This window comes from Erysipelotrichaceae bacterium 66202529, from assembly GCA_017161075.1.
Lineage (GTDB): Bacteria > Bacillota_I > Bacilli_A > Erysipelotrichales > Erysipelotrichaceae > Clostridium_AQ.
Window position 1 is genome coordinate 1,112,149 of record CP046174.1, and the last position, 25,549, is coordinate 1,137,697.

Here is a 25,549-nt window from a genome sequence, read left to right on the forward strand (position 1 = left end):
TGCCAGTAACTCAGATGCTATTGTTAGTCAAGAAAATCCTCGGCTTCCTCCGTTGCGAAATCAGACTCAGCGCTGGACTTACCACCAAGAGGCTCTCCATCACGCACCTTCTGCAGATTGTTAAGGCCGCAGGCGATGCCCTTGTTGCCAGAACTGTTGAAGGCATAGAAGCTGATACTTGCACGACCGTATACTCCAGAGTAAACCTCGGAACGAGTCAAGATAGGATTGCGGTCTACATCTACGACGCCAGGAGCAGAGGTCGCATTGGCGTTTACAAAGTAGGCATTTGCATAAGCAGGGTCATCCGGGCGTTCCAGGTCGCCGTCACGCAGCGGAGTCTTCAAAACAGATAGTGCCGGTACGGACTTGCCATTACCCTTGAGCTTGCTTTCGCCTTCCTTATAGGCTGCCTCGATGGCGGCTTCGATTTTAGCGACAGTCTTTGTGTCAGACTTCGGGATGATAAGGCTGACACTGTATTTCGGAGTGCCGCCATTGATAGATTTAGGCTCCCAGACGTTGGCATAGCTCCAACGGGTGTCAGGCCCAGTGATAACCTTCATGGGATTTGCAGTTTTTACATTCTTATTCATAATCGTTTTCCTCCATAAAATCATTTTTTGCGTTATTCATTGCCGGGCGCTTATCGCTCTCCGGCACGAGTGTTGGTTTACCTTGTGGCTTTTCAATGAAAGCTGTAAGTAGCTCATCAAATCTGGATTTGCCGAGACGCTTCTGCATTGCTGTGATACCGAGCAACTTCTTCTCATAAGGGTCAAAGCCTGCATCGGTAACAGCCTGAATAACAGCATCTTCATTAGATTACTTACGATTGGAGCGCCCTTCGACTAATTTCCAGCCGTTCCATTCCTTACCGCTGACTGCCTGTCGTAGGGCGTATTCCTTAATGTCGGAAGCCCACGCTACCAGTTCGTCCACACGGGAGAGGATGACTTCGATTTCCGTATCCTCTAATAGAGGTGGCAGCTTGAAGTCGTGCTGTGCAAGTGAGAGATTTGCTTCAGCTCTGGCCCTGCATTCATGCTTGGCCTTACAGAAGCCACACCATTCACCACAGAGGTAGCTGCCCTCACCGGCAAAAGCTAAAGCTGCGGTTGGTTTTAGAACTTCCTCGGCCCAGCGGTAAAGCTCTTCTTTGGTAATCTCGACGGTAGAAATGTTCTGGCGTCTGGGCTGGTAGATGGTCATGCTGACCGTATCGATATCGTAAATATCATCGAACAGCTCCAGTGCACCAAGCGCATAGCATTTCATCTGCGGATTGTCCTCAGCAGAAACGAGGATACCCAAACCATGCTTGTAATCGCAAATTCGAAGTGTACCGTCTGCAATGACAATACTGTCTGCTGTACCGAAGCCTTGTTCTACCCAACGAGAGAAGTCTACTCGCTGTTCAATCAGGACGACGGGGTCAGCGCAGGTTTGCTTTGCGGACTCGACCTGTTCAAGGATGTAGGCAGCGTAGCCGGTAGCACAATCCTCCAGTTCCTCACTATACCAGGACAGGCCCTTGGTAGGATTTTTAGCCTTTTGGCCCAGCGCCTTGCGGAGCTTATATTCACAAAGACTGTGTGCCTCGGTGCCTTCTGCTGCGTAGTCGCTTCCTTTATCCTCGTAGCTTTCACCAAGCCTTGCAGAAGGCGGACAGTGAAGCCAGCGATTTGAGGAGGAAGCGGATAGAATTGCATGTCCTTTATTAGGTGGCATCGCCAAGCACCTCCGCTTCCCTTAAGAGGGCTTCATAATTTGCCGGGTCAATCTGCGATAGCTTGCTGGCACCGTATTTTAGAAGTAGCTCACGAACTGCAGCAGTATGACCGGCACGGGATTTATCTGCCAGTACAGCTCGTACCTGTTCCAGCGTCAGCTGCGGCTTAGGCTCTGGTTTTGTGGCTTCTTCAGCTGGCTGCTCCTCGGCAGTACCGCTGAACTGCTGAGCCAGCCAATCGGCTGCATCCTTAATAGCGGCAGCTGCATTGCGTAGTTCTTCGATGGTCATGACCATATCGTTCATTTTGCTCATGGTATCTTCCTCCTTCCTCGGATTGTCCTGTGGCGGCGAGGATTCTAAGATTTCTCGCCATTCTTGCGGATACCTGACTGATTGCTGTGAGTACTTCAACTAACTCGGTGTCGGTACCGCATTTTCTGTGATAAGCCTGTGTCATATTGCTCACCTCCGTTTCTGAGAGGCTGTTTTGTTGTGCCTCATACTTTCCCACTGGAGAGGAGTTGCAGAGTTGAGCGGATATTTTTCAAAAAAGTTTTCTCTCCGACCGAGAACGGCCCAGCCGGAGAGAAGGCTATTACCTATTAATAACCACGCACTTTACGCAGCTCAGTGCGGATGCGCTTCATCTGGTCAGCAAAGGTGCGCTGCTTGCGGCCCAGAGCCTCGGCAATGCTGCGGTCTGAAATCTTCTCATTTGAAGTCCAGAGTTCGATGATGCGGTCGGCATCAGGGTCAAGCTCCTGCAAGCGCTGGAACAGCTGTGCCAAAAGAGCACGGTCGGCATAGATGTCTTCCATGCTGACAGTTTCGGTCAGCTCGGTATCAAGAAGTGTGCCATCGTCGTCGGTGTTTGAGGCATCGAGCGAGAGCGTTCCGTAACCGAGATGGTGTTCACAGTTTTCGCAGTCACCGTCGCAGGCCCAGAAGTATTGCTTCGGACATTTGCAGCGATGGTGATATTGCTCCTTCTTACGAGTGGCTCCGGCCATACGGTAGAAGTCCTGAAACTGCTGTTCTGTGCAAGGAATTTTCTCCTTGGTGGAGCGAAGATAGATGAAGCGAGTGGTTTGATTTTCATTGAATGCCATAATAAATTCCTCCGTTGACGATTTCTCAGAACGGAGGAACTCTGGCACAGCTGCAAAAGGGCGCAATAAATGAACCGCAGTCCTAACGGAATTACTCCGTTCTGGATTGCAGCGGCCCGCTCAAAAGGCAGCTGTTGATATTAAGTTGTCATCATAGATCGTTGAGCTACCAGTGATCAATTGGTACAATCAATGATGGTGTGAGTGAGCTTTTTCATCTCACAGCTATATTGTAATCGGGAAGAGCAGAAAGCACGAGGAAGTGCCATTTCCGGTCATAGAACTAAAAAAGCCCGCAAAACGGGCAAAAAAATAAAGCGTCCACGTCTTGAGAGCGTGAACGCCTTGATAGTATAGGATTTTTTATCGGAAGTGGCGCTTCCGAATTATTTTTAAGAAACGGTATTTTTGTTACCGTTCTTAGGCAACTGCTGTGAAATTCCTGCTTCTTGAAGCTTCTGGTTCCACATATGTATGTTTTCCATGTGGTGGTTGTCTATCAAATAACGATAAACTAGATTTTCTTCCACAGGAATCATGATGTTGTAACCAGCTTTTGTAATTAGGTCATAGGCGAAGACAGGGTGCAAATTGAGTCCAATACATAATGCGAGTACACTTGGAAGAGTGGGTTTCGCATCGCGCTTGTTTCTATAGTCCTGAATCGTTCGTGAACTGATGCCGGTGCACTCCTCCATTTTTTCGTTAGTATAGTCACGGCGTTTTATATGATAGTCGAGAGTGCCACAGAAAGAAGATGGCATTTCAGCGAGAATTTCAGCTACACGTTTAGCCTCGGCCATGATAGTAGACATTTCCTGGGCTCTTTTAACAACATCTTCGTTTTGACTTTCACGAGGATTGTATTTCGCCTCGACAAAGCTTTTTGAATCAGCATCCCTACAGAGAAAGCAAATCCTATAGAAGGAATCATCGTAGTGTTTACTGACACGAGTTTCTCGGTCAAAGACCAGACAGCATTCATCGACATGTTCTAGAGCATATTCTGTCAATTCCGCTTCAACATTATCTTGAATATGTACATACTTCGGGTCATTGATAACAAACATGCCACCAGCATGAATGAAGCGGCCAGAGTTATATACGTTTGCAAGGTCTGCGTTAAAAGCTGACTCGAAAATAGCGTTATTACGGTCGACAATAAATGTCTGACCTTTTTTCAGAGCCCCCTTTTTGAAAGAGAATGGAGGATAGTAGTGTCCATCGACGAAATTGAATACACCTGCAGCCTGTTCAAAACCGAGCTCAATTGCACGGATTTTAGCTGCTGTGGTTGACACCTTGAAGAAATCTGCGAATTCGCTGATTGCAAGCTCCATATTCGAAGCTCTTCGAGTGGTTTTGAGGGTGCGTGTCAGGTGATTTAGAATTTCGTTTAGCTTTATGCGGCCAGTGCGAGCTGGAATAAGAATTTTGGGAGCAATAGCGCTTGCTTGCCATTCCATCCACTCAAGCTCACTGGATAGCTCATCTTTGCTTTTTTTATATTGTTCCACCACTTTACAAGAAATTGAGGCGAGCTCAGGATTTATGAGTTTTTGAAGCTCGAAGAACTTATAATGCTTGTCCCAATGGACGCATTCGTGGATGATTGTGTTGTTCATGGAACCAATATTGCGCATGAAAAAAGCTTCCGGGCTAACCAGTATGGTGCCCTCATCAATATCGATGGAAGTGACATTTCCCTCATCATAAACATCTACGGTGGCGTTATTAAAGTATGTACGGCCAAATATCCCATCAGGGAGAGGAGCAGAATAAACCGTAAGACACATAGCATCAAGGATTTCCTTTATGGGTAGCGGAATGGGAGCCTCTAAGGCGCGAGGACAGTATTTCTGCAAAAACTTCTCAGCATGGCTGTCTAGGTCCTTGGCATACACATAAGGAACCAGAAATTTGCTGAGGGCATCTTCTTTACAGAATTTTTCCTTGGTATATTCCTCTACAGCGGTAATTGTGACCATAGTAAGTCCACAACGCAGAATGCCAGTAAAAGATACGGCGAACCATGAGCAGGGCATGTCTTCTTCATAATCACGGTAAGTTTTACCTTTGATGACGATATCGGCTTGAATCGCAGCACGAAACATGATTCGATCATCTTCGGTTTCTTTAAAGGTCACCCCCATTACATGCAGATCATCAAGCGCAACATAGCTGGGATCAGGAACAAGGCTGGTATACAAATTAAGCCTGCTTCTGTTTTGATATACATGTGTTTTTATTTGATTGAACATCATGTCATAATATTCATTCTCCAAATATGCTGCAAAAGTTTTATCCTTGAGTGCCAGGGTGACCACCTCCATGCCTTTCATTTTGTTTTTTACTATAAGACTTGTTAATTTCGAGACTAATAATTTTGATTTATCGCTCTGACGGACAAAAGCTGCAAACTGCTCTTGAAGGTCGAGCGGCGGCATTGGAATCATTGTATTATCCAAATAATCTAAAAGCTTCAGATTGTGAATGCCGGTAGTCTTGTTTTCATACAACTTCGTTTTACCACTCCAATAGGTGACAAACAAGAACATGAATAAAAAAATGCTGTTTATTGAACAATCTTTCGGACGAAGCAGCGCTGTAAAATTGTTGAACAAATAGCTTTCAGAGGTGTCGTGATATAAAACCACACGGCCAACTGGCTTAGTGTCGGAACCTCCAGACTTTTCGATGAGAATGTCACCGTCTTGCATTATTTTTGCTTCAACTTTTTTCGGTTCGATACATCTTGTTACAACATTGGTATAATCAATATAACCGCCATCTGTAAAATTCGTAGTTCTAAGAACCTTAATTCCAGTACCTGAAAGATCATCTTTGCCCCATTCACCGCTAATTGGCTTAAAAACCACATTGCTTACGGGTAATAATGGCCATTTATTTTCAGCTATGGCATTAGGGCCAAACTGCACCATAAATTGAGACTTAACGAGTTCATCTGTGGCAGAAATCAGCTTTTTATAGGACTCCATCGTTTCGTTTATGGACCACAATACTGCTGCCAGCTTGCGCTGAGTTTCCAAATCCGGAAGGTCAAATTCCAGCACTTTCAGGTCACGCCAGTTTATTGTCGGCGAAAGTGAGCCTACAGAGATTTTGATGGCGGCATCCAAAAAGTAATCCGAGCTGATAAACAGTGGGAAGAAATCCGGGTCGATAACATCTTCTTTTGGTCGAAGCACCATACCATGCGCAGAAAAGATTCCATCAAAAGGAGCGATGGCCACCTTCTTCTGATAAGCACGACGCTTGCCAAACAGGACATCACCTTTGCGCATCACGAGCTTTTCGCCGATAGGAGCCACGTCAGATCCGAAGCGAGTTACTTTCAAGCTGCCGGAATCGAGGTGTTCCAGCCCAAGATATGTGAAACGGTCTTCTTCGACCGGCTTTTTCTTTTCTGTGCTATTGATTGCAATCTGCTCAAATCGATATTTCGCCATTATGCACACCTCCTTAAGAGAGGAGCATGAACGGAGAAATCCATGCGGGCTGCTGGCCCGATAAATTGAGATTTGAACATCTCAGAGCAGCAAATTTTGATTTATCGCTCTGACGGACAAAAGCTGCAAACTGCTCCTGAAGGTTCAAACTTGGAACCGGGAGAATGACTTGTCCGAGATTCTTGCGACTGATACGCCTACGAGTGCTACCTGTTACCGAAGTACCTATCTGGGACGCATATAGTGGTGTAAGCGTGTATACGACAAAGAACTCCGGTAGAATGGTTTCTTTTAATCGCACGATGCTGCAATCGACAGCGGTTATCGTTTTTCCTAATCCTTCGGGTATCACACAGGCACGTCCGACAGGGTCTGGAAGCCTTGAAACGAGGATATCGTTAGGCAAAACCTCAGTACAATGCAGGCGGTCAAAGGTTGCATCATCGATGAATCTTGCACGCTCTCCTTTATCCAAATATACGCCGTTTCCGACATTGCCTGTCTGAATAAGGCGAATGCCAGCATCAGACTGATCCTTACTTTCAATCCAGTCACCATCTGCGAATAGCGTGCACACTTTTTCAATGGTAGAGCACTTTTTGTTGCCCTCTATAAAGGAGGCAAACTGCTCCATAAATTGAGAATTGCAAACAGCTATATATTCTTATCCGATGTATTTACGGTGCGATTCTTTCACATTGTTCTGGTTGACCATAGCATACTGTAAAGTAGTATCAATGCTCTGGTGGCCTAGAAGCTGCTGAACCTGCTCTATGGGCATACCTTTATCAATAGCCATTGTTGCTAGGGTCCTGCGGAACTTGTGCGGATGCACCTTGTGGAAGTTCAATTCACGCCCAATTTTGCGAAGCCGTATTTCTACGCCGCTGATTTGCAGCCTATCATACGGTTTGAGCAATGATACAAATAAAGCATCGTTATCATCTGCACGCTCCGAGAGGTAACGTTGCAAATGAATTTTCGTTCTGGCGTCAAAGTATACTTTCCGTTGTTTATTGCCCTTGCCAAAGACGATGCATTCGCGGTTTTCAAAATCCACATCATCGCGGTTGAGCTTTACAAGTTCGCCGACACGGATGCCGGTAGAAACTAAGAGGTCAATCATGGCAAGATCACGTGTGTTATCGCAGTGGTCTCGCATGAGTTCCAGTGATTCATCGGAGTAGGTTTCTTTGACCGTTTTTCCGGTCTTTACCTTATGAATCCTTCTCACTGGGCTCTTTACGATATAATCTTCGTCCTCAAGCCATGCAAAGAAAGAAGATAGGATACGTCTTACATTATCCAATGTTACCTTGCTGACGGTGCCACGGCGTTGATAAGTATCAAGGTAGCCTCGCAGATCTTCAGTGGAGATCTGGCATTCGGGCTTGCTGATAGCTTCCAGCATATTACGAATGGTTGATTCGTAATAGCGGAGAGACTTTTCAGAACAGCCCTCCACACGTTTTGCAGCAATAAACAACGGAAGCATATCGGGCTTTGTGTTATTTTCTGCGGGTTTGTCCATATCAAGTGTAGATAGATGCTTGCTGAGGGCCTGAGATAGCGCTTTCATTTGGTCCTCGGTCAGGATTTCGTATAAATCCTGCTGTATGTTTGTGATTATTTGATTGATCATGGTATTTCCTCCTTTTCATATCCTCCGTTATCCGGTTGTTCACGAGCCGGAGGAAACTTCATGATCATTTCAGTTAGCCAAGATTCTCAGTAATAATACGTTTATAGGTCGCGGACAGCTCAGCAAGTGCTTGTTCGAGTTCAAATTTTGATTTATCGCTCTGACGGACAAAGGCTGCAAATTGCTCTTGCTGATCCATCGGTGGCAATATCATCGGTAGTGTTTTCATCTTTCCTTGCGTTAGTTTTAGCCTGGTAGTTCCAGTTACGTATTCAGACATATCCAAAATTCTAAAGTATATATTAGCGAATTCGATGTCACAGCATTCTTTTGGAATTAATATGTGAGCGTGGTTGTTTACCCAGCATTTGCCAGAAACAATGTAAGAAGTGGATTCTCCAGCGCCGTATGCGCCGCAATCCTCTGCTAAACAAATAGCTGTACAATCCATAAGATAGTCGTTGATACTATCAACCTGTCCGTTAGCACCATAATATGGGTACAGTTTACCGGTATGCATTTCGGAACGAACTGCATCGTTTATTGGTTTGCGCAGATCATCACGAATAGTGAATGCCGCTTCAAAGCTCACTGAATTCTGATTGCTCTTTGGATCACCAAACTGCACCATAAATTGAGATTTCACCAGTTCATCCGTAGCGGCAATTAGCTTCTGGTAGGATTTCTTTGTATCATCCATAGCCCAGAGCAGTGAGGCCAGCTCTCTTTGTTTTTCCATATCCGGCAGCTCAAATTCATAGTTTTTCAGGTGTTCCCACTTAACACGAGGAGAGAGTGAGCCAGCGGACTTGCCAACAGCAAAGTCAAAAAGAGTATCATTTTGAATGATAAACGGTAGCAGTTCCGGTAGAATACGATCCGGCTTCGCTTCGATAACGGTGATGTCACCGGAGCAGATCCCATCAAAGGGAGCCACAGCAGCTTTTTTCAAATATGCTCTACGGCGGCCGAACAACACGTTGCCTTTGCGGAACATTTTCGTAAAGGTGTTCTCACACCCTTCATCCCAAGCAGTCAAAGCAAGTTCTTCCGGTATCAGGTGTTCCAAGCCAACAATAGGATAGCCATCCTTGCTGCCTTTGCAGGTCTCTTTGCGTTCTACGGCGACATCACCAAGCAAAACCTTACTCATTGACAACCGCCTCCTTTCCTAATAAAGCGTTTAGTTTCTCGTAGCTCAGCTTCATCATTTCGGAAGCTGCAAGCCAACTATCATAATGTTCCTGAACGGTACGGTCATCTATATCCGCTTTGTTCACTTCGGGTTTAACATACAGCGGAATACTAAGGGAGAAGTTGTTATCAGCGATGTCTTGAATGGTGGCCACCATTGCAAAATCGCCATCGTCAGCATAGTTGTCATACGCTGCTGCGATTCGAGTGATGTGGTGTTCATCCAGATAGCTCTGCGCATTTTTACGTTCAACTTCATTTATTGCATTGATAAACAGCACCTGTCCACGGCGGTCAGGGCGTTTGGTCATTCGACAAATCATAATGCAGGCTTCCATAGGCGAGTTGTAGAATAGGTTTGGCCCAAGTCCGATGACACATTCCACTTTGTCACTGCGTACCAGCTTTTCACGCATAGCACTTTCCTCGTTGCGGAAAAGAACTCCGTGAGGGAACAGAATAGCACATCGACCAGTCTCTTCCTTCAGACTTGCGATAATATGCTGAAGGAATGCATAATCAGCACGGCCCTGCGGCGGCACACCTAAGAAGTTACGACCGTATTTGTCGCTTTCAAAAGCGGCACGATCCCATTGACTAATCGAATAAGGCGGATTAGCTAAGCACAGGTCAAATTGTTGTAATCTACCATTTTCAACGAAAGCGGGTGCTTTGAGCGTATCGCCGTTAACGATGCTAAAATCCTTAACACCATGAAGGAACAGATTCATTTTTCCTATGGCGGAGGTCAAAGCGTTGATTTCCTGACCATATACAGCTACATTACGCCATTCTTTATTCTTTTCCTTGAGATATGCTATTGCAGAGATAAGCATACCGGCGCTGCCACAAGTTGGATCGTAGATAGATTCGCCGGATTCAGGCTTTAGCATTTCAGTCATCAAATGCACAACAGTACGGTTTGTGTAAAACTCCTGTGCTGTGTGGCCGCTATCATCAGCAAACTTTTTGATGAGATACTCATATCCCTGACCAAGCTCATCTTCTGGACAGTTTTCAACGGAAAGCGTCTTGGTGCTGAAGTGCTCCAGTAAATCCTTTAACAGTCTATCAGGGAGTCTGTTTTTATTGGTCCATGCACCATCACCAAAAATGCCTTGCAGCTTATCAATGTTGGCGTTTTCAACTTTGCGAAATGCCTCAACGATGGCTACACCGACGTTTTCAGACACCGCACGAACATCATTCCAGTGATAGCCCTGGGGAAGTACAAAGGTGTGGATTTCGTCGCTGTCAAATTCGGCTGCATCGTCACCATATTCTTCAATGGCAAGAGCAGTTTCTTCATCGTACACATCACAAATACGTTTGAAGAACAGCAGTGGGAACACATACTGCTTATAGGCACCGGCATCAATGTTGGTTCTCAAGAGAACTGCTGCATTCCAAAGGTAAGATTGGAGTTCTTCTATTGTTATTCTTTTACTCACTGATGTAGCCTCCTTCCAATAAGAGCTGGCGCATCTTCTCTTCGGCAGCAATCATTTCTTCATAGGCTTCAAAATACTGCCTGCGGATTTCTGCCGGAGGAACGGTTTCCTGCTCCTTCTTTTCAATATAGTTGTTAATGGCGAGAGAGAAGTCCTTCTCCCGGATTTCAGGTATCGTAACAATTTTAACTTTTTCGATGACATCTTCGTATTCAGTATAAAAGTTGAACACGGTCTGAATATCATCCTCGGTCATGATGTTCTGCGCTCTCTGGGGAATGTAGATGCCAGAACCATCGATCATACAAATGCGACCACGGTGTTCAGGAGTCTTGCTATTGTTTAGAAACAAGATACAAGCGGAAACACCGGTGGAGTAGAAGACACCGCTGGCCATAGTGATGATAGCTTCCAACTTGTCAGACTCAACAAGCTGTTTACGGATTTCGCCTTCTTTACCATTTCTGAAGAGTACGCCTTGAGGCAATACCACTGCACAACGACCTGTTTTTGGTTTCATGGATTTGATCATATGCTGAAGCCATGCAAAGTCACCGTTGGAATCGGTTGGGCATCCCCAGATATTTCTGCCGTAAATGTCACTGCTAAATTGTTCAGAGCCCCAATTCTTCAGTGAGAATGGAGGATTTGCTACTACACAATCAAATGTCTGCAAAGATCCGCGCTCCAGATAGTTGGGAGAGCGAAGGGTGTCGCCTTGTGTGACTTTGAAATCTCGTGCGCCATGCAGGAACAGGTTCATTCGTGCAATAGCAGAGGTGGCAAGATTCTTCTCCTGGCCGTAAATTTTGCCGTAGGTCAATTTGTCATCGTGCATGTATCGGATAGCTTCGATCAGCATACCTCCCGTACCACAGGCAGGATCATAAACGGTTTCTCCAGCCTTTGGTGCCATTAACATGACGAGTAATTTCACGATAGAACGAGGCGTATAAAACTCGCCTGCATTCTTCTTGGAGAGGTCAGCGAATTTCTTGATAAGAAACTCGTAACTATCCCCCATAACATCGGCAGAATAGTTATTGTTACCGACTTTAATCTTGGACATGTGCTCAATCAGATCCTTTAGGCGTTCGTCAGAAAGTTTAGTTTTATCAGTCCAGTTTGCATCATCAAAACTACTGAATACGCCGCTCAAGGTATCGGGATTGGCCCGTTCAATTCCATTCATTGCGGTAACAATAGCTACACCAACATTCTCGCTGGCTTCACGGACATCTTGCCAGTGGCATCCTTCAGGGATAACAAATCGATGGTTTTCCGGGAAGCTGGCATATTCTTCATCACCGCCAGATTCTTCAAGTGCAACTTGAGTTTCTTCATCATAAACGTCGGAAAGGCGCTTAAAGAAGAGAATCGGTGTCACATAGCTCTTGTATTCGTCCTGATTGATGGGGCCTCGCAGAATGTTGCATGCTTCAAACAGGTGAGAAAACAGCTTCTGACTGGTTGTTTCCTCCGGATGAGCGACGCTGGCTTCAAGTTCCATATCGGCGACATCCATTGCAGATTGTATCATTTCAGCGCGACCTCCTGTCTTTATTTTCTTGCCGGTAGATGGCTTTACATCTACGCTACCACTTTCCTGGATTTTTTCAAACTTAGCCGGATATTTGTTTTCGAATTCCAGCAGAATCTTCAGGAGACACTCGTCTAAAAAAGTGAGTGCATGTTTTCTAATGCTGGTAGGAACACCGTAATATGCTTCCGCTACAGCACCAGTGATAGCTGCCAAAGTGTCACTATCGCCACCGATCGAGATTGCATTTCGGATAGCATCTTCGAAACTGGTAGATTCAAAGAATGCTTCAAGTGCTTGCGGGACAGTATCTTGACAGGTTTCGTTGAATTTATAGGTATCACGGATGGCGTCAAGTGTGAAGTTGATTGGGTAGTAGTGCTTCACGATGTAATCCTGAATTTCCATCAGGCTGCTTCCAGTGCGGGCAAGGTACACTGCAACAGTAGTAGCTTCAGCCCCCTTGATACCTTCTGGATGGTTATGTGTCACCGAGGTGACGGCCTTTGACAGCGATATGGCTTCATCGATGGAATTAGCCACATAACCACATCCGCTAACACGCATTGCAGCACCATTGCCGTAGCTGTTGTATGGCTGCGGATCATCTGAATACATCCATTGGTGGAAAGAACCGCCGTAACCACACTGTGGATACGGTCGCCCAATACGCTGCATGGATTCGACCGCTGATTTACTTAAATCACTATAGTCTGGCTGGGAATGCAACAGTGCGTCGCACACAGCCAGAGACATGACAGAGTCGTCGGTAAAAAAACATTTATGAGTCAAAAAATCAAAATCCTTTGATCTATGATTATCCCATTCAAACCTGGAACCGACGATGTCGCCAATAATTGCTCCGATCATTTGATTTCCTCACTTTCTTTTGTGGTATTAATAATACTGCTCGATATAGTTATAGGCCTTATCAAAGACGTCTTTATCCTTGATTTTGTATTTGATCCAAACAACGCTGCGGAGCGCTTTTTTAACCTCCTGCTTACCGGCGGTGGTGCTTTGCCAGCCATCAAAACGTACAATTTTCACGATACTGTCGATGTCAGCGACGATGCGCTCTACAATGACAGGTGTACTGCGGTTCTTCAAGCCGTTAAAAAGTTCAGTGAGTGCAGCGATACCTCTATCGACTTCCTGATCCGGGACAACTTCTTTTTCTGCCTGTGCAGCTTCTTTGGCCAGCTCAAGAAGAAGTTTCAGAAATTCAATACTGGTCAGAAGGCCTTGCTCGTGTTTTTCTCGCAGCGTCTCCAGCTTTTCACCAAGCTTGATGAATTTCGGGTCCTTGGTGTGATTCAGGATTTTGGCCACAAGATTGATTTCGACTTTTTTGGTGGTTTTCTTCAGGTCTTTTTGCTTTTCCAAGAAATCATCAATCAAATCAGCATCCATTGCAAGAATATCCATATCCTCGTTGGCTTCACCAACGAACAAGTTCTGATGAACGAGCTCGATGGTTTTCGCACCCAGAGAGGCCCAGATCAATCCGCCACGACCGTCTGTCGGTTTTACGGATTCGTAAACGCGGGCCAGCCACTGATAATCAGTTTTATAGGCGTTCAGGAAACCGTCAGGGGACAATGCATCCCACGCACGGTTCAGTACACGGTAGTCGGCAGCAAATGCATCTTTTTCTTTGTTGGTAGGCAAGCATTCCTGCGCCGCCATGAGACCCTCCCAGCCTTCAACTGTTCTATCGATACCCATGAAATAGCTCAAGCACTTTTTGAGCAGTGCAGGAAGTTGTTTCTTGATTTCTTCGATGTTGGTGATGATTTTGCGCATACTGTTTTCGTCAAAATCCAGAGCTCGTGCAACATCATCGAAAATACCAATATAGTCAACAATAAGGCCGTGCGTCTTGCCTTGATCATAGGTACGGTTCGTGCGGCAGATTGCTTGCAGAAGAGTATGATCCTTCATTGGCTTATCCAAATACATTACCTGCAAGATAGGTGCATCAAAACCGGTCAATAATTTTGCTGTAACGATAACAAGTTTCAATGGGCTTGCAGGGTCACGGAAGGTATCCAGAACTTTTCCTTCCGCATCACGGTCACGACGATATTTTTTATAACGATCTTCCTTGTCGTTGTTGGTATCCATGACGATTGTGCTGGCTTCTTCTCCGAGAAATTCATCAAGGATTTTCTTATACATCAGGCAGCACTCACGGTCATAAACAACAACTTGTCCCTTATAGCCGTTTGGCTCAATTTTTTCTTTAAAGTGTTTAGCAATATGTTCGCATACCTTGCGGATTCGGGCAGGGTTATACATGATTGCTTTCATGTTCACTCTGCGAGAGAGCTCATTCTTTTCATCTTTACTAAGACCGGCTTCATCAGTCATAGTTTCAAATTCACGGTCCAGTTTGTCCTTGTCCACATGAAGCTCCACAGGTACTGGTTCAAAGTGGAGAGGAAGTGTAGCACCATCTCGGATGGAGTCAGAGAAAGAATAACGGCTCATATAGCCGGTCCGATCTTCTTCAGCACCAAAAGTTGCAAAGGTGTTTTTATCAACTCGGTTGATAGGAGTGCCGGTTAAACCGAAGAAAAATGCATTCGGCAGAGCAGTTCTCATTTTTTCTCCCAGATTGCCTTCTTGAGTTCTATGGGCCTCGTCAACCATGACGATAATGTTGTCACGAGGATTGAGTTCTCCGCTGACCTCGCCAAATTTAAAAATTGTGGTTATGAGGATTTTTCGCATATCTCCACGGAAGAAAGAGAGCAATTCTTCCTTGGTGGAGGCACTGGTTAAGTTCGGAATATCCGATGCATTAAATGTAGCTGTGATCTGAGTTTCCAAATCGATACGATCATCGACAATTACGACGGTTGGATTTTTAAGCTCTGGAATCATTCTCAGCTTCTGTGCTGCAAATACCATTAATAGAGATTTACCGGACCCTTGGAAATGCCAAATAAGTCCTTTCTTAGGATAGCCAGCCACAACACGGCTGACAATCATATTTGCGCCTTCAAACTGCTGATAACGGCAAATGATTTTATATTTACGGTACTTCTTGTCGGTAGCGAACATCGTGAAGAACTGGAAAATATCCATGACGTTTTCCGGCGTAATCATATCCTCTATACTAATTTTTACATCAGCTAGGCCACCTTCAACCTTGTGTGTGGCAGTGTGCCACGGGCCCCACATGTTGATAGGCATATTGATGGAACCGTAGCGGTAGCACTTACCTTCAGTCGCAAAGTTAAAAATATTGGTTACGAACATAGCCGGGATGCTTTTTTCATAAGCAGAAATATCGCCAGCTGCATCCAGCCAGGTAATGGCACTACGCACAGGCGTCTTTAACTCACCAATTGCGATTGGAAACCCATTAATCAGGAGGACGATATCCAGCCGCTTGCCGCCCTCAGTTTGGGGATAAATCCACTGGTTGGTTACAATATATTCGTTGAGAGCAAGATCCTCTTTGCACATAGTGCCAAAAAAACGAATCGGAATCATACGTCCATCTTTGCCAAACGGGTATGAGTTTTCTTCGAATACCATCTTCTTGAAAACTTCGTTCTGGGTTACAAGGTTATGCGGTTGAACAGATAAAATAACTGTTCTGAGCTTATAAATGACTTCATCAGCACGAGAAGGGTCCTCCGCAATTTCAGGGTTAAGGCGAATGAGTGCCTCTTTTACCATCGGTTCCACAAGCACGTCTGAATACATACGAGGGAGCTCCTCGGCGGGAATGTATTTCCAGCCATTTTTTTGAAGCGTAGAAAGTATCATCTGCTCAATGGTGTTATCTTCATTAAAAATAGTAACCATTTTATATTCCTCCATATCTTTTATTGTATCAAAGCAGCTGCCCTAAACATTGGACTTAATAGAGCTTTGATTTGATTTTCTCTTGAACGCCACGCCAGCCATCTTCGGCAGCGGCGATGGTTTCTTTGTAAAGATTTAAACCAGTGTTGTATTCTTGAACAAGAGCTTTCTGGGCCTCTAAAGGAAGCACAGGGACCTCTAATTCGTTCATATCTTTAAAGTTGATATTTACGACACCGGTTCCACGCTGCAAACTTTTCAACATCTTCGTCCCAACAGGTGATTCGAGGAAAAGTTTCAGGTAAGTTCCATCCAGCAACTCTGTTGGCCGGATTACGTTGATGTTTGCAGACGGAATGCAAATAGTGGATTGTTCTTCGAATACTGCAATTTTTACTGTTGTGCCCCTGGCGGTAACCAGAACATCACCATTTTGCAAAATGTATCGAGAGACTTTGCGTTCTTCGTCGACGATATAGTCGAGGTTGGCGTAGTCGATACCTGTGTCTGTTATATTCGAGATGTTAATGACACCGATATTCCCGCTTGATGCCTTAGAACTTATTGCTTTGCCTCTGAAAATAGTAGAAACATCCCTTAGAGGCAGTTTTTTTACTGGAGATGCGGAAAAGGCTCTAATATCATCGTCTTCTTCCAAGAATGCTATATCAATGTTCCATCCATTTAGTCCTGCAAATTCATCATTGAAAAGCAGTTGCTCGTTTGTCACGATGAGCTTTTTACAGGTGGAATTTTTTCGGATTGCCTTATTGGATTCATATTGTTTCAAAACCACATCGTCTGTTGTGCCTGTAGAAAGTACAAACAGATAGGTCCGTATTGCTGTGTAGGGAGTAAATAGGCCAGTAGGCAAAGCGCAGATTTCTTTGATTTTATAGTTGCTTTCTATATAATCTCTGAGTGCTGCTGCGCTGCCACCACCAAAGGTTATCTTGGCGGGCAAAATAATTACCAATTCACCTTCTATATTAATATGGTAGAGCAAATTCTGGACCGCAATCAAGTCGGGCTCTCGGCTGATGAAATCCTCGCCGTTTACTAACATTCGACCGCCGAAAACCGGAATGGCAATAATGAGGTCAAACCGTTCGGAAGTGAAACCGTAGCTGTATATATCAGCCACTTGGAGTCTTGCATTGCTGCACGTTTCGTAGACTGATGAAAGTAGCTCGTATTTGAACTCTTGTTTGCAGGTTAGAGAGAAGGTGACGTTTGGGTGGTTTTGGATAATATCCAATAATTCAGGCCCGTATTGTTCACATTCAGTGATGAGAACACTTTTGACCTTATCTGAGATGTATTCTGTAAATTTATTTATCAATGCTTCTGGAGCGATCAGTTCTCGTCCTTCGTTGGATAAATTTAGATATGAAAGAACGGCGCGTCCATCGATAGAAGAGAGGGTGTTATAAAGCTTATAGAATAGTTCGGCGTCTCCGGGAAAACGAGACATTGAAGAAGTTTCTTCCTGCATTGTGCGATACACAATATCGGCATCGGCATCTTCGATTACCAAAGCTTTCTTGGTTCTTATAACTCGGCACAGGATGTCGATCAAGCTTTGCTGACTATTGAATCCGTAACTTTTTAAAATATCAATGGCGTTAAAAATGTTCTTATCATACGATACGCGATTGCTCATACAGATACCTCCTTTATCTTACAAGAGTATTATAACACTTGAAATTTAGTATGTCAATACTAAATTTGAAAACGAAGCGATTTTCTTCTTTTCTCATATTTTTTGCAGAGGTATTGAAAAAGTTCCAAAAATAAGATATAATAAATCATCTGATATGTATAATTTATTAAAGTTGATGTAGATAGAGGGAGTCCGAATGCTGAAAAACAATATAGAAGTTGATGTTAAAGTGAAATGTATAGAGAGAGGCATGACACAATCACAGCTTGCTGAAAAGATTAAAACTACAAGTCCGTATGTCAATCGCATCATCAAAAAGCAGGACGGTGTTGTAAATAAGACTTTTGTGCAGATGCTGGAAGCGCTGGGCTACGATGTTGAACTTACTTATGTGAAACGAGAAGATTAGAAAAACTATCAATAATACTGAATAATTAAAAGATACAGATGCTAGGGAGGTGCATCGTGTCACAATTTGATGTTTACAGCACATCAGTACAGAATATCATCAGCTGGATTAAGTCAGGCGAAATTGCTATTCCTGAAATTCAGCGTCCCTTCGTGTGGGATTCTACCAAAGTGCGTGACCTGTTGGACTCCCTATATAAAGGCTTTCCAATTGGTTACATCATTGTCTGGAAAAATCCAGATGTTCGTTTGAAGGACGGCACTATCTCCATTGGCAAGAAAATCCTCATTGATGGGCAGCAGCGTGTAACAGCGCTTCAGGCCGCCATCGAAGGAATGCTGGTTACTGACGCCAACTACAAGCGCAAGCCCATCCGCATTGCATTCAATCCGCAGACGGAGGCTTTTGAGGTGCTGAATCCTGCCATTGAAAAAGACTGCAAATGGATTCCTGACATCTCTAAGGTGTTTGAGCCGACATTTGAGGAGTTCCAGTTTATCATCCAGTATTGTAAGGATAACGATCTGCCGGGTCAGGAGAGCGCAATCTCCAAGATTATCGGAAAGCTGAAAAAGGTGATGGACATCAATCTTGGCGTTACGGATTTGAATCAGGGCCTCTCTATTGACGAGGTTACCGATATTTTTATCCGCATCAATTCGCAGGGTGTTGTCCTATCGCAGGCGGACTTTGCCATGTCCAAAATCTCTGCCGATGACAAATATGGCGGTAACGAGATAAGGAAGATGATAGATTACTTCTGCCATTTCATGCAGCGACCTGCTGATTATGAGATGATTGCAGAGAACGATACCGATTTCTCTAAGACAGAAGCCATGCAGAAAATTAAGTGGATTGTGAAGGAAACAGAGGATATCTATGTGCCTTCCTACACGGATGTGCTGCGTGTATCGTTCACCCATAAGTTCAAGCGTGGTAAGATTTCTGATTTGGTGAGCTTGCTGTCTGGTCGTGATTTTGAAACCAGAGAGAACTTGGAAGCTATCGCTGAGAGCTCTTTTGCAACATTGCGTCAGGGCGTTGAGGCCTTCGTAAACCAGACGAATTTCCAGCGGTACATTATGATTGTGAAGTCAGCAGGAATTATCGATGCTTCGCTGGTGCGTTCTCAGAACGTACTGAACTTCGGCTACATTTTGTATCTGACATTGAAAGACCAGAAGCTGGATGCTGGGGTTATTGAGAAACTGGTTAGAAAATGGCTTGTGCTCTCTATGCTAACAGGTCGCTATTCTGGCTCCGCTGAATCTGCCATTGACTATGATATCAAGCGTTTCTCTGAGCAAGACCCGGTACAGTTCATCAAGAATACAGAGGCCGGTGAACTTTCCGATGCTTTCTGGAACAGCGTATTGGTTACCAGACTGGATACCTCCGTTGCAAGCAGCCCGTACTTCCTTGTGTTCCTTATGGCGCAGGTTAAGGCTGGCTCCAGAGGCTTTCTGTCCGAGCAGATTGATGTAAAGGCACTTATCGAGCAGCGAGGTGACATTCACCATATCTTCCCGAAAAAGTACCTGCAGAAAAATGGTGTCAATAACCGGAAAGACTATAACCAGATTGCCAACTATGTGTACACACAGTCTGAAATCAATATCAAAATCAAGGACGATGCTCCTTGCGTGTATATGGAATTGATGAAGAAACAGATTGCAGGAGGCGACCTATCTTACGGTGGCATTACTACCGAAGATGACCTGAAGCGCAATCTGGCTGAGAACTGTGTGCCAGAGGAATTTATGGATATGGACATCTGGGGCTTCCCAGAGTTCCTTGAGAAGCGTAGATATTTGATGGCCCAGTTCGTGAAGAAATACTATGAAGCACTGGACTAATCTTAGAATAGGAGGATAACAGCGTGGACGAGCATGGAGATATAATCATTTACCAGACAGAAGATGGTCTGACAAAGATAGATGTGTCTTTTGAAAATGATACTGTATGGCTTTCAAAAAGTCAGATGGCAGAACTGTTTCAAAGAGACAGAAGCGTTATTTCAAAGCATATTAAAAATGTATTTGAAGAAGGAGAACTGTCTCCAGAAAGCAACGTGCAAAATTTGCACATTGCTAATTCTGACAAGCCAGTTGATTTTTACAGCCTCGATGTCATTATCTCCGTTGGCTATCGAGTTAAATCTCAGCGTGGTGTGCAATTCCGTATCTGGGCCACAAACATCCTAAAGGAGTACATCAAAAAAGGCTTTGCGATGGATGATGACCGTTTGAAAGAGCTGGGTGGTGGCGGATACTTTAAGGAATTACTGGAAAGAATCCGTGATATCCGTGCATCGGAGAAAGTATTCTACCGTCAGGTGCTGGAAATCTATGCGACCAGTGTTGACTATGACCCGACAGCAGCAGTTTCCATTCGGTTCTTCAAACGGGTACAAAATAAAATCCATTATGCGATTTCCGGTGAAACTGCAGCAGAGGTTATCTACCATCGTGCGGATGCAGAGAAGGATTTCATGGGTTTGATGACCTTTTCCGGCGACCAGCCAACTTTGCGTGAAGCGAAGGTTGCTAAGAACTATTTAGACGAGAAAGAACTTCGTGCTATGGGCCAACTTGTTTCAGGATATCTTGATTTTGCTGAGAGACAGGCAGAGCGTGAAATTCCAATGACTATGGAAGATTGGGCAAAACACCTTGATGGAATCCTGACTTCCACAGGAGAAAATCTTTTAATTGGAAACGGCTCCATTAGTCATAACCAGGCAATGGATAAAGCACAGGCAGAATACAAGAAATACAAGGCAAAAACGCTCAGCAGCGTGGAGCAGGATTATCTTGATAGCATCAAGTTACTGGAGCAAAAAGGAAAAAAGCATTGATTGGAGGACATTATTATGTTCGTTGAAAAATGGGAAAAGGAAAACAGAAATTTCAGGAAACAGGATGTTAGAGAAACAAGCTATTCTACAACTGAAATTTATCCGGCAAGCAAATTGACACAAAAACTAACGTAGAAACTGACACAGAAACTGACACAGAAACTGGCGAAGAAAAAAGTGCGAGGGATAGAATATTAACAGAAATCAAGTGCAATCCTGTTATCACACAAAAACAGTTAGCTGAAAAAGTGGGGTTGTCATATAGCGGCATTCGATATACCATGAGACAATTGCAGGATGAGGGGATTTTGAAAAGGACTGGCTCAACTAAGAAAGGTCGGTGGATAATTGACGAGCTATAAAGAAATCCTTTATAACTGCACTCGAACTATCCGGAAATCCCGGATAGTTCATGTTGAGACGTCAAAAATCAAAGTTGAGACGGTTGCAAAAAAAGCCCTATTCCCCTGCCGTATATAATATAAGTAGGAATGTGGTTTTGGATAAGTTCCCGCAAACGAAAAATCGCATTGATATGTTTCCGAAAACAGGCAGCGACTACTACGATAAACCGACATCATAATCGAGGTATCGTGCCATGTGGAGACTACTGTGTTGATACAAAAGAAAAACTCGTAGAAATCCTTTATTTTAGGCACTTTGCGAAGCATTTCGTGTTCTCACCAGAGGGCAAAAATAGTCGCAATAAACACCTAAAAAACTATTTTGATGTTTCGGTGGTTGTTGATATGGGGGGGAACACAAACGAAAAATAGGGATTTTTCAAAGGTCACATATCTATGTAGTGTCCATATTACAGTAAAAATGCAGACAACAGATGTTTGGAAATTGATTGAGATAGGCGTATCATTAGAAATAGTGGTACGCTTATTTTTTCGCTCAAATTGCACATTTGAGCCGCTTTCCGTTTCTACATATAATGGAATTGAAGAAATGGAGGTGCTGATGATGAGAGAAAAAACATATCACGCATATTTGGATAACCACGAGCGACAGATAGTTTTACATAGCATTGTGGAGCTGAAAAATAAGCTCATACAGCAGGGCAGATATACGGACTGCGTTGACGAGCTGATATTCAAGGTCATAAATGCACCTGTTAAGAAACTGAAAGTAAGACTGACAGGAGGGTGCGATGTATGATGAAAGATTTACCGAGCTTGTAAAGGTGGCGGTGGAAAAACTGAAAGATGATACCGTTTTTCAGATGATACAGCTTAGTCCAGAGTATCAAAAGGAAAAAGATGCGAGAGAATGGGCGGAGCAGCAATATAACGAGCTTGAACTGATAAAGGAACAGCGAAAGGTCTGTCAAGAGCTTTTGGATTGCAGGGATAGTCAGAACTTAGAATACTCCGATTATTCATATATAGCAGGCTTATATGATGCGTTCCGCATATTAGCAGCTCTATTCCCTGATAAGTGGGATATGGAGCAGATACAGAAAGCCTTATCCCTCAATGAAAACTGAATACAGAAGATTTTACATAGCCAATTGGTGTAATAGCCAGTCGGCTTTTCTTCGTTTTAAGGAACTTTACATAGCCGCCTTGACAAAGCGGCTAAATAAATGCGAAAGGAGGACGCACCTATGTCAAATTGCAAAGTGATTGCTCTGACAAACCAGAAAGGCGGTGTCGGAAAGACAACCACGGCGGTCAATCTGGGTGTGGGTCTGGCAAAGCAGGACAAGAAAGTCCTACTCATTGATGCCGATGCACAGGCAAATCTCACAATGGCTCTGGGCTATAAAAAGCCTGATGATATTCCTATAACCCTCTCCACCGTGATGCAAAGTATCATAGACGATAAATCTTTTGATGTATCAATATGTGACTGCCGATGAGTATTTATCGGGGAATGTGCGGACAAAGCTCTTAATCGCAGAAGCCGCAGCAAAGGACAATCCAGAGCTTGCGGTCAGTGTGGAAGCCTTAAAGCAGGTCATACCGAAAGACCTGTCTGCGGCTGAAATCTCCGTCCGTCTGGGTACAACATGGATACCGCAGGAGGATATTCAGCGGTTTGTGGTGGAGCTATTAACCCCGTCAAGCTATGCAATGGGCAGGCTCAAGGTACGCTACACCCCGATGAACGGCGACTGGTTTATTGAGAATAAGAGTTCCAATTTTGGGAATATCAAGGCGGACAGCACCTACGGTACAAAGAGGGCCGTATTATTGAGGATACCCTAAATCTGCGTGACACCCGTATCTTTGATTATGTGTATGATGAAAACGGCAACAAAAAAGCGGTGTTCAATGCAAAAGAAACCACAGCGGCACAGGCAAAGCAGGAGGTTATCAAGAAGGCGTTTCAGGATTGGATATGGAAAGACCCAGAGCGGCGAAACTGCCTTGTCAGGTACTACAACGATACCTTTAATTCAGTACGCCCCCGTGAGTATGACGGAAGCCATATCACGTTTGGTGGTATCAGCCCAGAGATTACCCTAAGACCCCATCAGGTCAATGCCATTGCCCATATCCTTTATGGGGGGCAATACGCTCCTTGCCCACAAGGTAGGGGCAGGCAAGACCTTTGAAATGGTCGCCGCCGCACAGGAAAGCAAGCGGCTCGGACTTTGCAATAAAGCGATGTTCGTTGTTCCAAATCATCTTGTCGGTCAATGGGCTTCTGAGTATCTGCGTCTATATCCGAGTGCCAATATCCTTGTGACACGAAAGCAGGATTTTGAAACGGGCAACCGCAAAAAGTTCTGTTCCCGTATTGCCACAGGTGATTACGATGCGGTCATTATCGGACATTCGCAGTTTGAAAAAATCCCAATGAGCATTGAACGGCAACGGGAACAGCTTGAACAGCAGCTTGATGACATTGAGCGTGGTATTGACGATGTGCAGGCAAGCAAAGGAGAACAGTTCACGGTTAAGCAGCTTATGAAAACCCGAAAAGGGATTAAGATGAAGCTCGACAAGCTCAACGATACCAAGCGAAAGGATACGGTTATTGACTTTGAACAGCTCGGCGTTGACAGGCTTTTTATTGACGAGAGCCATTTTCACAAAAATATGTATTTGTATACAAAAATGAGAAATGTGGGCGGCATTGCCCAGACCGAAGCTTAAAAAAGTTCTGACCTCTTTATGAAGTGCCGCTATCTGGACGAACTCACAGGCAACCGTGGCACGATATTCGCCACAGGTACGCCGATTTCAAACTCAATGGTCGAGATGTACTCCATCCAGAGGTACTTGCAGTATGACACCCTGATGCAGAACGGCTTGCAGCATTTTGACAGTTGGGCTTCTACTTTTGGAGAAACGGTCACGGCTTTGGAGCTTGCCCCAGAGGGTACGAATTACCGAGCTAAGACCCGCTTTGCCAAGTTTTTTAATCTGCCAGAGCTGATGTTAATGTTCCGTGAGGTGGCGGATATACAGACCGCCGATATGCTAAAGCTCCCTGTGCCAAAGGTCAATTACCACAACGTAAAGACTAAGCCGAGCGAGATACAGACGGAAATGGTGGCTTCCCTTGCAAAGCGGGCGGAGAAAGTCAGGGCAAGGCTTGTAGAGCCGAATATCGACAATATGCTGAAAATCACGAATGATGGGTGTAAATTGGCTCTCGACCAGAGGATGATTGACCCGATGCTGCTTGATGACCCAAGCAGTAAGGTCAACGCCTGTATCGACCATGTGTACCGTATCTGACAGGAACACACTGACACAAAGGCAACGCAGCTTATATTCTGCGACCTTAGTACCCCAAAGAATGACGGCTCATTTAATGTCTATGATGATATTCGTGAGAAGCTCATCGCCCGTGGTGTTCCTGCCGAACAGGTGCGGTTTATCCACGAAGCCACCATTGATGCACAGAAAAAGGAGCTTTTTGCAAAGGTCAGAAGCGGCGAAGTCCGTGTCCTGTTAGGCTCTACTCCAAAGATGGGGGCAGGCACAAATGTCCAAGACAGGCTTATCGCTATTCATAATTTAGATTGTCCGTGGCGACCCTCTGATGTAGGACGGATTTTGCGGACATTCAAAATAAAAAAGAATGTGGAGGTAACAGACAATGGCAAAATCATTATTTGAGGAACTGGGCGGCAAATACGAAAGGCAAGGGGATTATTTGATACCGTGCTTAACTGTACCCGCCGAAGAAGAACAGGCAATAGGCATCTGGGGGCAACGGCATTTAGATTATCTAAAACAGTACCGTAAAGTTACATACACCAATCTTCTTACAAGCGGCAGGCTAAACGCCTACCTTGCCGACATCAACAGACAGGCACAGGAACGCTTTGAAAGGCTCATAGAGGGTATGAAACAGGCACAGGGCATAACGGAACAGCTAAAGGCAGAAAACGCCTTAGAATGGACAGGATGCCTCAATAACATAAGGGCTTGTGCGAGGGAGATTGTGGAAAAGGAAATTATTTTTGCATAAACAGATGATTAGTGGCAGGGGGAAATCCTGCCGCTTTTTCTGCTTTAGTTTGTCAGCTTGACAAATAAAGGGTTAAGGAATATAATTAGATTCAGTATTATACAAGGAGTTAATAAATATGCGGCAAGGTATTCTTAAATAAACTGTCAATTTGATAGTGGGAACAAAAAGTAGCAGTCTCGTTTCACTTTTAATATGGGGCTTAGTTTTTTGTACCCAG

At 44.5% G+C, this 25,549-nt stretch carries 18 protein-coding genes and 3 pseudogenes; 9 read left to right on the top strand and 12 right to left on the bottom strand.

Features of this window, described 5'->3' with window-relative positions:
• Positions 1-23 precede the first annotated feature (23 nt).
• From GKZ87_05290 to GKZ87_05345, 12 genes and pseudogenes are all read right to left on the bottom strand, one after another.
• Positions 24-596 carry a DUF2815 family protein gene (locus GKZ87_05290; GenBank protein ID QSI24950.1) on the bottom strand — a complete coding sequence of 191 codons (573 nt, stop codon included), beginning with the start codon at positions 594-596 and terminating at the stop codon, positions 24-26.
• A pseudogene (locus GKZ87_05295) lies at positions 589-1,731 on the bottom strand (DUF2800 domain-containing protein). The gene GKZ87_05290 and the pseudogene GKZ87_05295 overlap by 8 nt, the downstream one beginning before the upstream one ends.
• Positions 1,721-2,047 (bottom strand): DNA ligase, encoded by a 327-nt coding sequence (locus GKZ87_05300; GenBank protein ID QSI24951.1) that lies wholly within the window; start codon positions 2,045-2,047, stop codon positions 1,721-1,723. Before GKZ87_05300 ends, GKZ87_05295 begins: the two are co-directional and overlap by 11 nt.
• 290 nt (positions 2,048-2,337) lie before the next feature.
• The gene (locus tag GKZ87_05305; GenBank protein QSI24952.1) at positions 2,338-2,844 is read right to left on the bottom strand and encodes a sigma-70 family RNA polymerase sigma factor; all 507 of its coding nucleotides are present in this window, start codon (positions 2,842-2,844) and stop codon (positions 2,338-2,340) included.
• A 392-nt stretch (positions 2,845-3,236) separates the two neighbouring features.
• Positions 3,237-6,314 (bottom strand): hypothetical protein, encoded by a 3,078-nt coding sequence (locus GKZ87_05310; protein QSI24953.1) that lies wholly within the window; start codon positions 6,312-6,314, stop codon positions 3,237-3,239.
• Positions 6,315-6,327: 13 nt separating this feature from the next.
• Entirely contained in the window at positions 6,328-6,948 is a 621-nt protein-coding gene (locus GKZ87_05315; GenBank protein QSI24954.1) for a hypothetical protein, read from the bottom strand.
• A 30-nt stretch (positions 6,949-6,978) separates the two neighbouring features.
• A complete protein-coding gene (locus tag GKZ87_05320; GenBank protein QSI24955.1) occupies positions 6,979-7,956 on the bottom strand; it encodes a tyrosine-type recombinase/integrase in 978 nt (325 codons plus the stop codon).
• Positions 7,957-8,029: 73 nt separating this feature from the next.
• Positions 8,030-9,109: a restriction endonuclease subunit S gene (locus GKZ87_05325; GenBank protein QSI24956.1), complete on the bottom strand. Its 1,080-nt coding sequence runs from the start codon at positions 9,107-9,109 to the stop codon at positions 8,030-8,032.
• Positions 9,102-10,601 carry an N-6 DNA methylase gene (locus GKZ87_05330; protein QSI24957.1) on the bottom strand — a complete coding sequence of 500 codons (1,500 nt, stop codon included), beginning with the start codon at positions 10,599-10,601 and terminating at the stop codon, positions 9,102-9,104. The genes GKZ87_05325 and GKZ87_05330 overlap by 8 nt, the downstream gene beginning before the upstream one ends.
• Entirely contained in the window at positions 10,594-13,011 is a 2,418-nt protein-coding gene (locus GKZ87_05335) for an N-6 DNA methylase (protein QSI24958.1), read from the bottom strand. Before GKZ87_05335 ends, GKZ87_05330 begins: the two co-directional genes overlap by 8 nt.
• A gap of 27 nt (positions 13,012-13,038) precedes the next feature.
• The gene (locus tag GKZ87_05340) at positions 13,039-15,954 is read right to left on the bottom strand and encodes an HsdR family type I site-specific deoxyribonuclease (GenBank protein ID QSI27892.1); all 2,916 of its coding nucleotides are present in this window, start codon (positions 15,952-15,954) and stop codon (positions 13,039-13,041) included.
• 64 nt (positions 15,955-16,018) lie between these two features.
• Positions 16,019-17,626, bottom strand: coding sequence for an N-6 DNA methylase (locus GKZ87_05345; GenBank protein QSI24959.1), 1,608 nt, complete (start codon positions 17,624-17,626; stop codon positions 16,019-16,021).
• A 196-nt stretch (positions 17,627-17,822) separates the two neighbouring features.
• Here GKZ87_05345 and GKZ87_05350 point away from each other — a divergent pair, with 196 nt between their 5' ends.
• The 9 genes and pseudogenes from GKZ87_05350 (at position 17,823) to GKZ87_05390 (ending at position 25,329) form a co-directional block, all read left to right on the top strand.
• Positions 17,823-18,035 carry a helix-turn-helix domain-containing protein gene (locus tag GKZ87_05350; protein QSI24960.1) on the top strand — a complete coding sequence of 71 codons (213 nt, stop codon included), beginning with the start codon at positions 17,823-17,825 and terminating at the stop codon, positions 18,033-18,035.
• Between the two features lie 56 nt (positions 18,036-18,091).
• Complete coding sequence (locus GKZ87_05355; GenBank protein QSI24961.1) at positions 18,092-19,891, top strand: DUF262 domain-containing protein; 1,800 nt, start codon at positions 18,092-18,094, stop codon at positions 19,889-19,891.
• Positions 19,892-19,914: 23 nt separating this feature from the next.
• Entirely contained in the window at positions 19,915-20,892 is a 978-nt protein-coding gene (locus GKZ87_05360) for a cell filamentation protein Fic (protein QSI24962.1), read from the top strand.
• A gap of 113 nt (positions 20,893-21,005) precedes the next feature.
• Complete coding sequence (locus GKZ87_05365; GenBank protein QSI27893.1) at positions 21,006-21,254, top strand: winged helix-turn-helix transcriptional regulator; 249 nt, start codon at positions 21,006-21,008, stop codon at positions 21,252-21,254.
• Between the two features lie 607 nt (positions 21,255-21,861).
• Positions 21,862-22,056, top strand: a complete 195-nt coding sequence (locus GKZ87_05370) for a hypothetical protein (protein QSI27894.1) — start codon at positions 21,862-21,864, stop codon at positions 22,054-22,056.
• Positions 22,049-22,384 carry a hypothetical protein gene (locus tag GKZ87_05375; GenBank protein ID QSI24963.1) on the top strand — a complete coding sequence of 112 codons (336 nt, stop codon included), beginning with the start codon at positions 22,049-22,051 and terminating at the stop codon, positions 22,382-22,384. Before GKZ87_05370 ends, GKZ87_05375 begins: the two co-directional genes overlap by 8 nt.
• Positions 22,385-22,504: 120 nt before the next feature.
• A pseudogene (locus GKZ87_05380) lies at positions 22,505-22,729 on the top strand (AAA family ATPase).
• Positions 22,730-22,739: 10 nt separating this feature from the next.
• A pseudogene (locus tag GKZ87_05385) lies at positions 22,740-24,974 on the top strand (DNA helicase).
• Positions 24,955-25,329: a TnpV protein gene (locus GKZ87_05390; protein ID QSI24964.1), complete on the top strand. Its 375-nt coding sequence runs from the start codon at positions 24,955-24,957 to the stop codon at positions 25,327-25,329. The pseudogene GKZ87_05385 and the gene GKZ87_05390 overlap by 20 nt, the downstream one beginning before the upstream one ends.
• The last annotated feature ends 220 nt before the right edge of the window (positions 25,330-25,549 follow it).